General features: G+C 60.5%; 17 protein-coding genes and 1 pseudogene. 8 read left to right on the forward strand and 10 right to left on the reverse strand.

Annotated features, from left to right (window positions below; genetic code table 11):
- Window positions 1–7: 7 nt before the first annotated feature.
- The 5 genes from QE435_RS12830 to sdhC form a co-directional block, all read right to left on the reverse strand.
- Window positions 8–541, reverse strand: a complete 534-nt coding sequence (locus tag QE435_RS12830) for an AprI/Inh family metalloprotease inhibitor (protein ID WP_309771893.1) — start codon at window positions 539–541, stop codon at window positions 8–10.
- 204 nt (window positions 542–745) lie between these two features.
- The gene (locus QE435_RS12835) at window positions 746–1,525 is read right to left on the reverse strand and encodes a succinate dehydrogenase iron-sulfur subunit (protein WP_306934525.1); all 780 of its coding nucleotides are present in this window, start codon (window positions 1,523–1,525) and stop codon (window positions 746–748) included.
- 17 nt (window positions 1,526–1,542) lie between these two features.
- Window positions 1,543–3,384, reverse strand: coding sequence for a succinate dehydrogenase flavoprotein subunit (sdhA, locus tag QE435_RS12840; protein ID WP_306934526.1), 1,842 nt, complete (start codon window positions 3,382–3,384; stop codon window positions 1,543–1,545).
- A gap of 6 nt (window positions 3,385–3,390) precedes the next feature.
- Window positions 3,391–3,771 carry a succinate dehydrogenase, hydrophobic membrane anchor protein gene (sdhD, locus tag QE435_RS12845; RefSeq protein WP_349041609.1) on the reverse strand — a complete coding sequence of 127 codons (381 nt, stop codon included), beginning with the start codon at window positions 3,769–3,771 and terminating at the stop codon, window positions 3,391–3,393.
- 12 nt (window positions 3,772–3,783) lie between these two features.
- Window positions 3,784–4,176 carry a succinate dehydrogenase, cytochrome b556 subunit gene (sdhC, locus tag QE435_RS12850; protein WP_349041610.1) on the reverse strand — a complete coding sequence of 131 codons (393 nt, stop codon included), beginning with the start codon at window positions 4,174–4,176 and terminating at the stop codon, window positions 3,784–3,786.
- A 303-nt stretch (window positions 4,177–4,479) separates the two neighbouring features.
- Between sdhC and QE435_RS12855 the strand changes: the two genes are divergently transcribed.
- Window positions 4,480–4,845 carry a hypothetical protein gene (locus QE435_RS12855; RefSeq protein ID WP_349041611.1) on the forward strand — a complete coding sequence of 122 codons (366 nt, stop codon included), beginning with the start codon at window positions 4,480–4,482 and terminating at the stop codon, window positions 4,843–4,845.
- A gap of 14 nt (window positions 4,846–4,859) precedes the next feature.
- On the opposite strand, the gene QE435_RS12860 is transcribed toward QE435_RS12855, so the two are convergent.
- The 5 genes from QE435_RS12860 to tsaD are packed head-to-tail and all read right to left on the reverse strand — an operon-like array spanning window position 4,860 to window position 8,374.
- The gene (locus QE435_RS12860; protein WP_349041612.1) at window positions 4,860–5,504 is read right to left on the reverse strand and encodes a methyltransferase; all 645 of its coding nucleotides are present in this window, start codon (window positions 5,502–5,504) and stop codon (window positions 4,860–4,862) included.
- 8 nt (window positions 5,505–5,512) lie between these two features.
- A complete protein-coding gene (locus QE435_RS12865) occupies window positions 5,513–5,956 on the reverse strand; it encodes an EVE domain-containing protein (protein ID WP_306934531.1) in 444 nt (147 codons plus the stop codon).
- A gap of 14 nt (window positions 5,957–5,970) precedes the next feature.
- Entirely contained in the window at window positions 5,971–6,264 is a 294-nt protein-coding gene (locus QE435_RS12870; RefSeq protein WP_349041613.1) for a YciI-like protein, read from the reverse strand.
- Between the two features lie 26 nt (window positions 6,265–6,290).
- A complete protein-coding gene (locus tag QE435_RS12875) occupies window positions 6,291–7,280 on the reverse strand; it encodes an NAD(P)H-dependent glycerol-3-phosphate dehydrogenase (protein ID WP_349041614.1) in 990 nt (329 codons plus the stop codon).
- On the reverse strand, window positions 7,277–8,374 hold the full coding sequence (gene tsaD, locus QE435_RS12880; protein ID WP_349041615.1) for a tRNA (adenosine(37)-N6)-threonylcarbamoyltransferase complex transferase subunit TsaD: 1,098 nt from the start codon (window positions 8,372–8,374) through the stop codon (window positions 7,277–7,279). The genes QE435_RS12875 and tsaD overlap by 4 nt, the downstream gene beginning before the upstream one ends.
- Window positions 8,375–8,446: 72 nt before the next feature.
- On the opposite strand from tsaD, the gene hemC reads away from it, so the two are divergent.
- The 7 genes and pseudogenes from hemC to QE435_RS12915 all read left to right on the forward strand — a co-directional run bounded on the left by hemC (window position 8,447) and on the right by QE435_RS12915 (window position 15,046).
- A complete protein-coding gene (gene hemC, locus QE435_RS12885) occupies window positions 8,447–9,376 on the forward strand; it encodes a hydroxymethylbilane synthase (protein WP_306934535.1) in 930 nt (309 codons plus the stop codon).
- A 3-nt stretch (window positions 9,377–9,379) separates the two neighbouring features.
- Window positions 9,380–10,132, forward strand: coding sequence for a uroporphyrinogen-III synthase (locus QE435_RS12890; protein WP_349041616.1), 753 nt, complete (start codon window positions 9,380–9,382; stop codon window positions 10,130–10,132).
- 133 nt (window positions 10,133–10,265) lie between these two features.
- Window positions 10,266–11,747 carry a hypothetical protein gene (locus QE435_RS12895; protein ID WP_349041617.1) on the forward strand — a complete coding sequence of 494 codons (1,482 nt, stop codon included), beginning with the start codon at window positions 10,266–10,268 and terminating at the stop codon, window positions 11,745–11,747.
- Window positions 11,748–11,751: 4 nt separating this feature from the next.
- Window positions 11,752–13,353: pseudogene (locus QE435_RS12900) on the forward strand (heme biosynthesis protein HemY); the annotation flags it as partial.
- A 218-nt stretch (window positions 13,354–13,571) separates the two neighbouring features.
- Window positions 13,572–14,063: a TerB family tellurite resistance protein gene (locus QE435_RS12905; RefSeq protein WP_306934539.1), complete on the forward strand. Its 492-nt coding sequence runs from the start codon at window positions 13,572–13,574 to the stop codon at window positions 14,061–14,063.
- Between the two features lie 363 nt (window positions 14,064–14,426).
- Window positions 14,427–14,741 (forward strand): YggT family protein, encoded by a 315-nt coding sequence (locus QE435_RS12910; RefSeq protein WP_306934540.1) that lies wholly within the window; start codon window positions 14,427–14,429, stop codon window positions 14,739–14,741.
- Complete coding sequence (locus QE435_RS12915) at window positions 14,738–15,046, forward strand: DUF167 domain-containing protein (RefSeq protein ID WP_349041618.1); 309 nt, start codon at window positions 14,738–14,740, stop codon at window positions 15,044–15,046. Before QE435_RS12910 ends, QE435_RS12915 begins: the two co-directional genes overlap by 4 nt.
- Window positions 15,047–15,089: the final 43 nt, after the last annotated feature.

Raw genomic sequence — 15,089 nt, forward strand, 5'->3', positions numbered from 1 at the left:
CGATCTGTTATCGGCTGAGACTCAGAGGCTGGCCGTTATTGGTCGTACCGTCGTAACGGGCATCGGAGGTCTTGTAGACGCGACCGATCGTATCGCCAGCACGGTTCTTGAACTGGACCATCTTGCCCGAGACTTCCCAGGAGCCCATGGACGTCAGGTCGCCGGTGCAACCGCGCGTGCCGCCACGAGAGCCGCTGCCGAGATTGGTGAGCGTCAGGAACATGTCGCAATTGGCGCCGCCATTGGACACACGCCAGTTGCCGACCATCGATTCCTTAGTCACATCCAGAGCCGTCGTCGGCGCACCCGCTGCGACATTGGCGCTGCCGGGCGGCGTTGCCGTCGGAGCGGTCGGGAATTGCGAAGAGCCACCGGGAGGAGGAAGCGCGCCGGACTGGACGGATGGAACAGGCTGCGCCTGAAGCGGCGGCGTGTAGCCCGGACCCGCATTCGAATTGCTGCTATAATCGTAAGAGGTACGCTGGCAACCGGCGAGGCCGATAACGACCGCAAGGCCCGTCACCACATATCTAACTTGCATCTCAAGCTCCCGATTCTCGTCGCTTCGGAAAATTCATGTTTACACAAAGCGGCTGAATTATTACCAAAGCCTTAGCTAAGGCAAGACGCGGCAACGATAATTGCCATTTCAACGGCATTTTAGGAAAATTCTTCGCCGCTTCGCAACAAAGAAGCCGCGACCTGTGGCCGCGGCTTGTCAACGTTGTGAGCGATCAAGCGTTCATCAGACGCGGCGCTCGACCATCATCTTCTTGATCTCGGCAATCGCCTTAGCAGGGTTCAGACCCTTGGGGCAGGCTTGCGCGCAGTTCATGATGGTGTGGCAGCGATACAGACGGAAAGGGTCCTCGAGGTTGTCGAGACGCTCGCCGGTTGCTTCGTCGCGGCTGTCGATCAGCCAACGATAGGCCTGCAGCAGAACGGCTGGACCAAGATATCGGTCGCCATTCCACCAGTAGCTGGGACAGGAGGTGGAGCAGCAGGCGCACAGGATGCACTCGTAAAGACCATCCAGCTTCAAGCGGTCTTCGTGGCTCTGCTTCCATTCCTTGGCAGGTGGCGGAGACACCGTCTTCAGCCAGGGCTCGATGGAGCGGTGCTGTGCGTAGAAGTTCGACAGATCCGGCACTAGGTCCTTGACCACCGGCATATGCGGCAGAGGATAGACCTTCACCGTGCCGTTGATCTCTTCCATGCCCTTGGTGCAGGCCAGCGTATTCGTGCCGTCGATATTCATCGCGCAGGAACCGCAAATGCCTTCGCGACAGGAACGGCGAAGCGTCAGCGTCGGATCGATCTTGTTCTTGATGTACAAAAGCGCATCGAGAACCATCGGGCCGCAATCATCGATATCGATGTAATAGGTATCGATGCGCGGGTTCTGGCCGTCGTCAGGGTTCCAGCGATAGATCCGGTATTCGCGAACATTCTTCGCACCTGCCGGCTTCGGCCAGACCTTGCCTTCGGTCATCTGAGAGTTTTTGGGGAGAGCAAGTTCAACCATGTCCAATACCTCTCAAATCAATAGACGCGTGCTTTTGGCTCGATCTTTTTGGGATCGATGCCATCGGCGATGAGTTCGGTGTGAACCGGACGGTAGTCGAGCTTGACGTCGCCCGCTTCGCTGACCCAGGCCAGCGTGTGCTTGCGCCAGTTGACGTCGTCGCGGCCGGCGAACGGACCATCGGTATAGTCCTCACGCGCATGCGAGCCGCGGCTTTCCTTGCGGGCTTCCGCGCCGTAGACCGTGGTGATGGCGTTGGCCATCAGGTTTTCCAACTCCAGCGTTTCCACCAGATCGGAATTCCACACCATCGAACGGTCGGTCACCTTCACATCCGGAAGTTCCTTCCAGATGGCGGAGAGACGCTGGCAGCCATTGGCAAGCGATTCCTGCGTGCGGAACACGGCGGCGTCTTCCTGCATGGCACGCTGCATCTTGTCGCGAAGCACCGCCGTCGGCGTGCTGCCATTGGCGTTGCGCAGGCGGTCGAAGCGATCCATGATCTTGTCGCAGGCGACCGTGTTGAGCGCCGGAACCGGCTCGTCGCGGTTGATGACCTGGGCCGCGCGGATAGCAGCGGCGCGACCGAAGACCACAAGGTCGATCAGCGAGTTGGAGCCGAGGCGGTTTGCACCGTGAACCGAGGCGCAGCCCGCTTCGCCCACAGCCATCAGGCCAGGTGCGATGCGACCGGGGTTTTCGCTATCGGCGTTCAGCACTTCGCCCCAATAATTGGTCGGAATACCGCCCATATTGTAGTGAACCGTCGGCAGAACCGGGATCGGCTCGCGCGTCACGTCCACGCCTGCGAAGATCTTGGCGCTTTCGGAAATTCCCGGAAGACGTTCATGCAGAACCGCCGGATCGAGGTGATCCAAGTGGAGGAAGATGTGGTCCTTGTTCTTGCCCACACCTCGGCCTTCGCGGATTTCCATGGTCATGCAGCGGGACACGACGTCACGCGATGCAAGATCCTTGGCCGATGGCGCATAGCGCTCCATGAAGCGCTCGCCCTCGGAGTTGACGAGATAGCCGCCCTCGCCGCGTGCGCCTTCAGTGATCAGGCAGCCCGCGCCGTAAATGCCGGTCGGGTGGAACTGAACGAATTCCATGTCCTGAAGCGGAAGGCCGGCACGTGCGATCATGCCGCCGCCATCGCCCGTGCAGGTATGCGCGGAGGTGGCGGAGAAATAGGCGCGGCCGTAACCGCCGGTCGCCAGAACGACCATCTTGGCGGCGAAACGGTGAATGGTGCCGTCGTCGAGGTTCCAGGCAACGACGCCGGTGCAACGGCCGTCATCCGACATGATCAGGTCGAGCGCGAAATACTCGATGAAGAATTCGGCATTGTTGCGCAGCGACTGGCCATAAAGCGTGTGCAGAATGGCGTGGCCGGTACGGTCGGCGGCAGCGCAGGTGCGCTGTACCGGCGGGCCTTCGCCATAGTTCTGCATGTGGCCGCCGAACGGGCGCTGGTAGATCTTGCCTTCGGCGTTACGCGAGAAGGGCACGCCGTAATGCTCGAGCTCATAGACCGCCTTTGGCGCTTCCATGGCGAGATACTGCATGGCGTCCACGTCGCCGAGCCAGTCGGAACCCTTGACGGTGTCGTAAAGGTGCCACTGCCAACAGTCGGGCGTCATGTTGACGAGCGAGGCGGCAATGCCACCCTGCGCCGCAACGGTGTGCGAGCGGGTTGGGAAAACCTTGGTGATGCAGGCGGTCTTGAAGCCCTGCTCGGCCATGCCGAGCGTGGCGCGCAGACCAGCGCCGCCGGCACCCACGACGATAACGTCATAAGAGTGGTCGACGTAAGTATAGGCCTTGCCGTTCTGGGAGGGTGAACTGTTCGATGCCATGACGGATTATCCTGCGAATGCGATTTTCAGAACGGCGAAGAGACAGAGACCGCCGACGGCCACCGCGAAGAAGGTGTTCAGCATCAGAAGAACCAGCTTCGGAACTTCCGCATGCACATAGTCCTCGATGATGACCTGCATGCCGAGCTTCATGTGGATGAGGCCGGAAACGACGACGAGCGCCATGATCACTGCAACGAGCGGGTTCGACAAAGCCGAAACGACAACCTCATGGGGTGCGCCGCCATACATGACCAGGAAACCGACGAAGAAGATCAGAAGCGGCACGTTGGCAACGGCCGTCACGCGCTGGCGCCAGAAATGCTCGGTGCCTTCCTTGGCGGAGCCGAGACCGCGAACCTTGCCGAGAGGGGTGCGCATATCCATGATGTTATCTCCTTAGCGCACGATCAGGGCGACAACCCAGATCAGCGCGGTCAGACAGATCGAAACGACGAAAGACGCCTTGGCGAGCTTCGTGGTAAAATGCTTCTCGAAACCATGGCCGAGATCCCACATGAAGTGGCGAAGTCCGCCGAGCATGTGGTGAACCAGCGCCCAGGTATAGCCGATCAGGATCAGCTTGCCGATCAGCGAGCTCATGGCCCATTGGACCCAGGCATAAGCGTCGACGCCAGAGGCGGTCGCAATCAGCCACCAGGCAACCAGAAGCGTGCCGAAATATAACGCGCCGCCCGTAATGCGGTGCACGATGGACGCAACCATCGTCGGAATGAGCTTGTAGACTTGAAGATGCGGCGACAAAGGCCGATTGTTTGTCTTGTTCGCCATATGAACCTCACGGCGTTTCCTGGCGCCGATGATAGCCGGGCGCCCCCAAACAACGCACATGACGAAAGAATGTGCATTGCACCAAGCGCGACCTTTAATCGCACGAGGCCATCCCGACAAGTACAATCGGTGACCGTTTTGAATTTAATCGATTGTGATCTAGAAATTCCGTGCGATTCTGTGGATCGAAAATAAAATGTCGAGCGTTTCCAAACGTCAACTTTCTAATTAATTTACGTAAACGTAAAACAAAAACCGCCTTTCCGATCGAACGGGAAGCTTAAAAACTGGATGGAGAAGATCATGTTCAAGCAGGCATCGTGGATCATTCCAACCCTCCTGATCGCCATTGGTTGCCCCTCTTTGGCAACCGCAAACGACTATCATCGAAACCACAGTTACGACCGCGCTTACAGTTATTCGCAGCCCTCCGTCGTCGGCGGCTACGGCTTGCCATCCTATGTCAGAGGCATCGGCACCTATGCGGGCGGACTGACGGCAGCGCGGTTTCCGGGCAACGGCAACTACTTCTACGCCCAGAGCGGCGGCGCCTATCTGCCGGATGATTATCGTCGAAGCACCGTCGAGCCGCGCATCATCCACGTGAACCAGCGCACCTTCAATGACAGCTGCCATTATGAAGCGGGCGTGTGCGTCATCCGCCCCTAAGGGCATTCGAGGAATCAGGACAGACGCCAGACCGTCGTCTGCTTGACTTCGCTATCCTCCAGCGCCCGCGTCACCGGCACCTGATAGGTGGCGCAGGCGGTGAGCTTCGCCTTGGGCAGATAGGCACGGCCCGGATCCCCGACCAGAACCGCAACGCCCTTGGACGTGAGGGCTGAGAACCACGGGATCAGCGCATCGGCAAATCCCTTGTCGTAAAACACGTCGCCGGCGAGCAGCACGTCGGCGTCGATATCCTTGCCGATGACATCGTCCGAGATCACGTCGATCGTCAAACCGTTGACGGCAGCATTGAGCATCACCGCACTCTTTGCCCACGGATCGATATCGACCGCCAGTACGGAGACTGCACCGGCAAGAGCGGCGGCAATCGCCACCATGCCGGAACCGCTGGCGAAATCGACCACGCGCTTGCCGCGCACCACATCCGGGTTATCGAGAATGTAGCGCGCCAGGCCCTGCCCGCCCGCCCAGGCGAAAGCCCAGAAGGGTGGCGGCAGGCCGATCTCTTCCAGCTCTTCTTCCGTCTTCAACCACAGATCATGCGCTTCGCTTGCCAGATGAAGGCGAAGCTCCGGCACATGCGGTGGTGCCATGATGCTGGTATTGGCGCGGATGAAGTCGTCTGGCGCGGTCTTCAACGGTCGGATCAGTCTGGTGAGCGCGGTGGCTTGTCGACGCCTGCCATGTGGCAGACTTCCAGATATTCCTCTTCCGTCACCGGCTGGACGGAAAGCCGCATGGAGGTAACGAGCGACATGTCGGCAAGCTTCGGATTGGCCTTCACCGCCTTCAATGTGACCGGCTTCGGCACATCGCAGACGGCCTTGATGTGTACGCAGTCCCAACGCGCATCGCCCTCGGCAGAGGAATCCGGCTTGGACAACTCGCAGACCTCGACGATGCCGACGACTTCCAGCCCCTCATTGGAGTGGTAGAAGAAACCCTTGTCGCCAAGCTTCATCGCCCGCATGTTGTTGCGTGCCTGATAGTTGCGCACGCCGGTCCATTCCTCGCCAGCCTCGCCCTTGGCCTTCTGCTGTTCCCAGGACCATGTGTCGGGTTCGGATTTGAATAGCCAGTAATTCGCCATGTCGCGCCTTGTCCTTACGCAGCCGGATTGTTGAAGACCCAATTATAGGGCTTCACATCGACGCTTTCGAACAGGCCTGCCTTGGCGTAAGGGTCAGCATCGGCAAGGGCGCGTGCGGCATCGATATCGGCGGCTTCGACGATCACCAGGCTGCCATTCGGCTTGCCGTCCGCATCCAGAAACGGGCCAGCGATCTTCAGCGTGCCTTCGGCGTTCAGCCTGTTGAGATGCTCCAGATGCGCGGGGCGGGTGTCCATACGCACATTCAGATGGCCAGGCTTATCCTTGCAGATAAAGGCAAACAGCATTGTCTTCTCCTCATGTCGCCCAGTCCCTATTCGGTGGTGATGGGCCGTGTCATCAATTGTCGCATGGCGGTGCGAATGTCCAGCCGCCCGTCGATGATCGCCGCAACGGCATCGGTAACGGGCATGTCGATCTTGTGGTCGGCGGCAAGCCGCGAAGCAACGGAGGCGGCGTAAGCGCCCTCCACCAGCCCGCCGTGAAAGGCCGATGGTGCGTCCCCCTGCCCCAGCGAAATGCCGAAGCGCAGATTGCGCGACTGGTGGCTGGTGGCGGTCAGCACAAGATCGCCGAGACCGGAAAGCCCGCGCACCGTGTCCGCCTGCCCGCCGACGGCAACGACAAGCCGCGACATTTCCGCAAGCCCGCGCGCAATCAGCGCCGCACGCGCCGATTCACCCAGCCCCGCCCCCTCGACAATACCGGCAGCAATCGCCAGCACATTCTTCAGCGCACCGCCAAGCTGCACGCCGATACGGTCGGTCGACGCATAGAGCCGGAAGGTCTGGCCGGAAATGGTTTGCGCCAAGTGCTCCGCCAGTGCGGCATCGCTGGCTGCAACCGCCATGGCTGTCGGCAGCCCCTTGGCGATATCGGCAGCGAAGCCCGGCCCGGAAAGCACAGCTACGGGGTGCGATGGCAGTTCCTTTTCCAGCACATCCGTCAGCAACTGGCCGGAAGAACGATCAATGCCCTTGGCGAGGGTCATCACCACGGCATCCTTGGCCAGGTAAGGACCGTATTGGCGCGCCGCATCCGCCTGCGCCTGCGAGGGCATGGCGAAAAGCACGATGCCGGCATTGCGCAGCACTTCGGGTTCGGCGGAATATTTCAACGCATCGGGAAGCGCGATTCCCGGCAGAGCCGCGTCATGCACGCCATCGGCCTGCAGGTCAGCCATCAATGAGGGATCGCGGCCAAGCAGCGTCACGTCGTGGCGGTTCTCCAGCGCGATCACCACCGCAATGGCCGTGCCGAAAGCACCGGAGCCGATGACGACGATGGTTTCGCGCTTGCTCATGCCTTGGCTCCGCGCTTGCCAAAACCGATCAGTGTCTTCGCATCCGCATCGAGCGGCCAGCGCGAACGTGGCTGCGTGTCGAGACTGTCGGGCTCCATGCCTTCTGCCATACGCTCAAGCCCGGCCCAGGCGATCATCGCGGCGTTATCGGTGCAGAGCGATAGCGGCGGGGCAATAAAGCGGAAGCGGTGCTTGTCGCAAAGCGCCTGCAAGGTGCCGCGCAGCTCCTGATTGGCGGCGACACCACCGGCGACGACGAGGGCCGGTCCACCCTCGACGGAGGGGAAGGTTTCTGTAAAACGCTGAAGCCCACGACCGATCCGGTCCTGCAACGTTCGCGACACGGCCTTTTGAAAGGAGGCGCAGATATCCGCAATATCCTGTTCCGTCAGCGGGGCAATGGCAGTGGCTGCCTGTCGCACGGCCGTCTTCAAGCCGGAAAAGGAGAAATCGAGCCTTGCCTCGCCCACCATCGGGCGCGGCAGGGGGAAGCGATCGGGATTGCCATTCTTCGCCGCCTTTTCCACCGCCGGTCCACCGGGATAGGGCAGACCAAGCAGCTTGGCCGTCTTGTCGAAGGCTTCGCCGAGTGCATCGTCGATCGTCGTTCCCCAACGCTCATATTGGCCAACACCGCGCACCAGGATCAGCTGGGTATGACCACCGGACACGAGCAGCATCAGATAGGGAAACGAAAGCCCGTCCGTCAGCCGCGCCGTCAGTGCATGACCTTCCAGATGGTTGATGGCATAAAGCGGCTTGTTCGCGGCCTTCGCGATTGCCTTGCCGGTCATCAGCCCGACGATCAGGCCGCCGATGAGACCAGGCCCAGAGGTGGCTGCAATCGCGTCCACTTGTCCCAGAGTGACGCCCGCCTTGGCGAGCGCCTCCTCGATCAATGTATCGAGCGCCTCCACATGGGCGCGGGCGGCAATTTCCGGTACCACGCCACCATAGGCACTGTGTTCTTCCAGCTGCGACAAAACGACGTCGGAGACGATCTCGCCACGGCCGTCAGCATGCCGAACCACCACGGATGCAGCGGTTTCGTCACAACTGGTCTCTATGCCGAGGATACGAAGAAAGGGGGTCATCAGCCGGTTCGTTGATTGCGGTGCTTTTGAAACTTAGGTACGAACACCTCCGGTAACAACGGATAGATGCGGATGCAAACAAAACCTTTCCGAATAGGCACGCGCGGTAGCCCGCTGGCTCTGGCGCAGGCGTTCGAAACGCGCGACCGGCTGGCGGCGGCGCATGATTTGCCGCCGGACATGTTCGAGATCGTGCCGCTCGCGACCAAGGGCGACCGTATGACCGACCGCCCTCTATCCGAAATCGGCGGCAAGGGGCTGTTCACCGAAGAGCTGGAAGCGCAACTCCTCTCCGGCGATCTTGACTTTGCCGTTCACTCCTCCAAGGACATGGCGACCAGGCTGCCGGACGGTCTGGAGCTTCGCGCCTTTCTGCCCCGCGAAGACGTGCGCGATGCCTTTATCGGCAGAACCGCACCTCGCCTTCTGGAACTGCCGCACGGCGCCATCGTCGGCTCGGCCTCGCTTCGCCGTCAGGCTCTCATCCGTCGCCTGCGCCCGGACCTTGAGGTCATCATCTTCCGCGGTCTGGTCGATACGAGACTGCGCAAGCTGGCGGAAGGCCAGGCGGACGCCACCTTGCTTGCCTTCGCCGGTTTGAAGCGGCTGAACAAGGACGACGTGCCGACGGAGTTGTTGGACCCGAAGGCATTCCCCCCTGCCCCGGCGCAAGGCGCCATCGGCATCGAGTGTCGCATCGGCGATAGCCGGATTCAGGATCTGCTTTCGGCCATCAATGACGAGCCGACCTATGATGCGGTGATGTGCGAGCGCGCCTTTCTGGCAGCACTCGATGGCTCCTGTCGCACGCCGATTGCGGGCCTTGCGACCTGTCATGGTGAGGACCTGCATTTCCACGGCCTCATTCTCACACCGGATGGGCAGACCGAACATGCCGTCGAAGTTTCCGGCAAGCTTGCCGATGCCGAAATGTTGGGCCGTCAGGCCGGTGAAAAGGTGAGGGACGCCGCCGGTCCCGGCTTCTTCGAAAGCTGGGCTTAAGCCATGCGCGTCGTCGTGACCCGTCCAATGCGTTCGGGGCAGAAGACGGCAACGCTTTTGCAGGAGCGCGGCCATGAGCCGATCCTGCTGCCACTGACCGAAGCGATGCACAAGGCGGAAGCCGCAAGAGAGTTGCTGGCGCGCGAACCCGATGCCATCGCCATCACCAGCGCCGAAGCATTCCGCGCACTGAAGGCGTCCGGCATCGATCTGTCCAGCAATCTCGACCGCCCGCTTTTTGCCGTGGGTGCAACGACCGCCGAGGCGGCAAGAGAGAGCGGCTTTAAGACCATTATAATCGGCGATGGAGATGGCACGGCACTCGCCCATCTGGTGAAGACAACACTGGTACCCATCGCCCAAGCATCAGCGGCGAACAGCACGCACCTGCTCTATCTTGCCGGGCGGCCACGCGAGGGCGGTTTTGAAACCGCGCTCACGAACAGTGCGATCAGGCTGGATGTTGCGGAGATTTACGAGATGCAGCCGGTCTTGTGGGAAAGGCCAGCTTTGCGAGCCGCGCTCGACCCCAAGCCGGGTGCGGTTCTCCTCTATTCACGCGAGACCGCCCGGATCTTTTTTGACCTTGTCGATACGCATGATCTGGCGCCAGCGCTCAGCGCGTGCCGCTTCATCTGCATCAGCGAAAAGGTTCTGGACGTCGTACCGACACCGCATCGCAGTCGCGCCGTGGCAAGCGCCACGCCAAGCGAACACGCAATGTTGCAGCTTCTGGACGGCGGCGCTGGAACCTAATTCCCTTTCGCCTCTTTCCTTTGCCACCATCACTGACTAGGTTTGGAGCGTGGCGACAAACGATCCCGTCTTCCCGAAAGGTGGTACGTCGCCACCGCGACCGAGGAATAGACACGACTAAAATGAGGTTGTCATGGTATCCGGAAAGCCGCCACGCCACTCCAAATCCAAGACCGAGCCGGTCACGATCGATCTGGACGCCAAAGACGTGACGGATGTCAGCGCCGCCAAGCCATCCATGCCTGCGGATACGGCACCGACAGACACATCGAGTGACGCAGAGCCGCTAGCGGAGCCGGGCACTTCCGAGCCCGCAAAGCCGGCAACCAGCGCAGCAGACAATGCGAAAGTCGAGAACCCAAAGCCCATCTGGGACCAGCCAACCAAATCGCCAATCGAGCCTGAGCCGAATGTTGGCAAGCAGGACGCAGCCGGCAAAGACGAAGGCCCGGCAAAGACGGACGCGACCGTGAAGCAGGAGCCACCGAAAGCCGCATCGGCAGCAGCCTCCTCGGCCACCTCGTCTGCCGCATCGAGCAGCGCTGCCGACAGCGCCAAAACAACGTCGAGCACCTTCGGGAAGGACGCTCCCAAGAGCGAACCCTTCAAGCCACAGACCACGGCATCCACATCCTCCAGCGCATCATCCGCAAGCAAGCCTTCGGCGACCACCACATCGACATCGCGCGAGACGAAGCAGCAGAGCAATTCCGGCCTGATTGCCGCAGGCATTGTCGGCGGCCTGATAGCGCTTCTCGCCGCAGGCAGCATGCAATATGCGGGCGTCCTGCCCTCCGCTTCAACCGATGGCGGTTCGTCGTCGGAATTGGCTGCCTTGAAATCGCAGGTAGCCAGCCTCCAGCAGCAGATGGCAAACGCGCCAAAGGCACAAACGGCAGATACCTCCGCGCTTGAGCAGCGTATCGCCGCGCTGGAAAGCTCCACCGCATCCGGCGGCGAGGCGAGCGCGAAAATCTCGCAGCTCGAGAACACGATTTCGACATTGCAATCCGAACGGGCCGCGGAAGGCCAGACCATAGCATCGCTGACACAGCGCCTTGACGCGGCGGAAGCCAAGATCAACGAGCCGCGCGACGATGTCGAAGTGGCGCGCGCTATCGCCTCGGCAGCACTCAAGGCGGCAATCGACCGTGGCGGTCCTTTCCTCACCGAGCTCGACACGCTCTCCAAGGTAACGCCCGACGATCCGGCGATCCAGTCGCTGCGTCCCTTCGCCAATACCGGCGTTCCGACCCGTGCCGAACTGGTGCGTCGTTTCCCCGATGTCGCCAACGCAATGCTGACCGCTCTTCGCCCGACCGATCCGAATGAAGGCATTTTCGACCGTCTGGCCAACAGCGCCATGTCGCTGGTCAAGGTGCGCCCGGTCGGCAATATCGAGGGCGAAGGCCCGGAAGCCAAGATCGCCCGCATGGAAGACAAGCTGCAAAATGGCGACCTGAAGGGCGCGGCGCTTGAATGGGATGCTCTGCCGGACGCGGCCAAGACGGCGTCGGCCGATTACAAGAAGTCACTCGACGCTCGGATTCAGGTTGAAGATCTCGTGAATAGTACATTGAACCGCGCTGTCAGCAGCACAGGCCAGCTGGGGTAAGACAATGACCAGAATCGTTAGCTTCGTCGTCATCGTCCTTCTCATTGCCGTCGGCTTTGCCTGGCTGGCCGATCGTCCCGGCGTACTCGCCATCACCTGGCAGGGCCAGTTGATCGAAATGAGCCTGTTGGTCGCTGCCACGCTTGTCGGCGGCCTCATCGCAGCGATCATGCTTTTGTGGTTGATGATCAGCACACTGTGGAATTCACCCCATGCCGCACGCCGCTATTTCCGTGCCCGCAAGCGAGATCGCGGCTACCAGGCACTGTCGACAGGACTGATTGCAGCCGGTGCCGGTAATGCCTTACTCGCCCGCAAGATGACGGCCAGAACACAGGGCCTGCTCAGCGCCGACCAGGAGCCCCTGATCCATCTGCTGGAAGCTCAGGCCGATCTGATCGAAGGAAAATACGACGCCGCGCGCCGCAAGTTCGAGGCGATGGCGAACGATCCGGAAACACGCGAACTCGGTCTTCGCGGGCTTTATATCGAGGCCCGCCGTCAGGGCGCGCATGAGGCAGCCCTGCAATATGCCGAGGACGCCGCACGAAACGCGCCCTACCTACCCTGGGCAGCGCAAGCGACGCTGGAAAGCAAATGCCGCAGCGGCGAGTGGGACGATGCGATCCGCCTGCTCGACCAGCAGAAGGCCGCCCACGTTATCGAGCGTGGCGACGCTGAACGTCTCAAGGCCGTGCTTCTGACGGCGAAGGCGGAAGAGAAGTTCGAAAGCGACCCCAAAGGTGCGCGCGACGACGCCAAAGCTGCACTGAAGCTCTCGAAGGCGCTCGTCCCTGCGGCACTCGTTGCGGCAAAATCCTATCTCCGCGAAGACAATCTGCGCAAAGCAGCCGCTGTTCTGGAGCCGGTGTGGAAGGCCGAGCCACATCCGCAGATCGCCGAGCTTTACGTCCGCGCCCGCAGCGGTGATACGGCTATCGACCGGCTGAAGCGGGCCGAGCGGCTGGAGAGCCTGAAGCCCAACAATATCGAGTCGCTCTTTGCCGTAGCACAGGCGGCATTGGCTGCGCACGATTTCGACAAGGCGAGATCCAAGGCGCAAGCTGCGGCCCGCATTGCACCACGCGAAAGCGTCTTCCTGCTGCTTGCCGATATCGAAGAGGCCGAGACCGGCGACCAGGGCCGTGTGCGCCACTGGATGGCGCAGGCGCTGCGCGCACCGCGCGACCCGGCCTGGGTGGCGGACGGCATCGTTTCGGAAAAATGGCATCCTGTTTCGCCGGTCTCCGGCCGTCTCGATGCCTTCGAATGGAAGGCGCCCTTCGGGCAGCTGGAAGGCCCGGTTGAAGATGTGAGCGTCGATAGCGCGCTTGCGTCGCTGCCGGATGTCGCAAAGCCTGAAATCCGCGAGCGGGTGATCGAAATCCCCGTTCCAGTAAAGGCCGAGCCGGTGAAGACCGAGGCGAAGCCACACATCGATCCAAAGGTTGAGCCCAAAGTCGAGACGAAAATCCCGGTTCATCCCGTTGTCGAACCGCCGAAGCAGAAGGTCCAATCAATTGAACCAAAGACGGTCACAGCCTCGGCGAAAACGGATGAAGCCGTTCCCTTCTTCGGCGGCCCACCGGATGATCCAGGCGTGAAGACTGCAGAGGGTGCCCCTCTTGCCGAGCCGGTCAAGCCTGTGAGCCAGACGTCCAAGGCGCCTGCGCCAAAAACCACAGTGACGGAAAAAAGCGAGGAAGCCGTTCCCTTCTTCGGCGGTTTGCCGGATGATCCGGGCGTGAAGAAAACAACCGCCACCTCGGATGAGAAAACCCGCCTCAATCTGTTCTAAGGCAAACGTAACGCTCAAGGAGAGCCATGCTCGAACGTATCCAGTCCTTCTTTCAAAGCCTGACGAATGGCGACACGTCTCGCGATTTTCCGCCCGATGACCTTCGTGTCGCCATTGCCGCCCTTTGCTTTCAGGTGATGGAAGCGGACGGAACGGTTTCCAAGGTCGAGCGCCAGCGCCTGCGCGAACTGCTCCAAGAGCACTACGACCTCAGTTCCGGCAAGCTGGATGCGCTGATGGATGCGGGGCAGGAAGCCGGCAAGGAGGCGGTCGATTACTACCGCTTCACCACCGACATCCGCCGCCACCTGAACGAACAGGAACGCGTCGAACTCATCGGCATTCTCTGGGACATCGTCTATGCCGATGGCGAGCGCAACGAGATGGAAGACAATGTGATCTGGCGCATTGCCGAGCTTCTCGGCGTCTCTGTGCGCGATCGTGTCCTCCAGCGCCAGCAGGTGGAAGGTCACAAGCACCTCGACACCCACGACGCGAGCGAAGTTGACGCCACCTGATAGGCTGACAGCATCGGCGCGAAAATCGGAATTGATTTTCGGAAGACCCGATGCGCGGATTCAAAAAAATGAAGCGCCGTGCCTCCAATAGGACGCATGGCGCTTAACGGATGTCGCGCAAAAGTGGTGACGGGTTTTGCGATAACGACATGCGATAGAACAAAGACCCAAAGCGTAAGGGGCGAATCTGAAACATCGCGACACGCTTTGGAACGGTGGCATCGGCCGGCTTATTCGTCTCGTGTTAAGCCTGATCTTGAAAACGCCCCTTGGATAGCGCGCAATTGATCTCTTCCCGCACCGCCCCACTTGTCGGCTCATCTGGCAATGTCTAAATGTCTTCCAACAACATAGGAGACACGGATGCCCGGGTTTATTGATGCAGCGATTACTGTCATTATCTTGGCGCTGAACATCTACTGGTGGATTCTGATTGCGAGTGCCATTTTCTCCTGGCTCTACGCATTCAACGTCATAAATTCTTCCAACCAGTTCGTGAACTCGATCGGCAGCTTCCTCTATAACGCCACCGAACCAGTCCTGCGTCCGATCCGCAATCGCCTTCCCAATATGGGCGGTATCGATCTGTCGCCGCTCGTCGTGCTGCTGGCGATTGTCTTCATCCAGATGATCCTCGTCAATCCGATCAGACCCTTCCTGATCTCGCTCTTCATTTGACCCCTCAGCCCTGGAAAGCAGTTCAGCGGCACGTGGAGCTTCGGGTCCGGCTCACGCCCTCTGGCGGGCGTGACGCAATCGATGGCGTGGAGACGGATGCCGAAGGGCAGGCTTACGTGAAAGCCCGCGTCACCGCCGTGCCGGAAGATGGCAAGGCGAACAAGGCGCTGGTTGCGCTTCTGTCGAAGACACTGAAGATCTCAAAATCCTCGATCAGCTTCGTTTCGGGCGAAACATCGCGCAAAAAAATCCTCCGGCTCGAAGGCGAACCGGAGGACATAGTGATCAAGCTTCAAAAGCTTTGAAACATGCCTTGCGCAAGTGCGCAGCGGTTTTGCGATAAAACCA

It is taken from the genome of Agrobacterium sp. SORGH_AS 787 (assembly GCF_030819035.1).
In the GTDB taxonomy this organism is placed as follows: Bacteria; Pseudomonadota; Alphaproteobacteria; order Rhizobiales; family Rhizobiaceae; genus Agrobacterium; species Agrobacterium larrymoorei_B.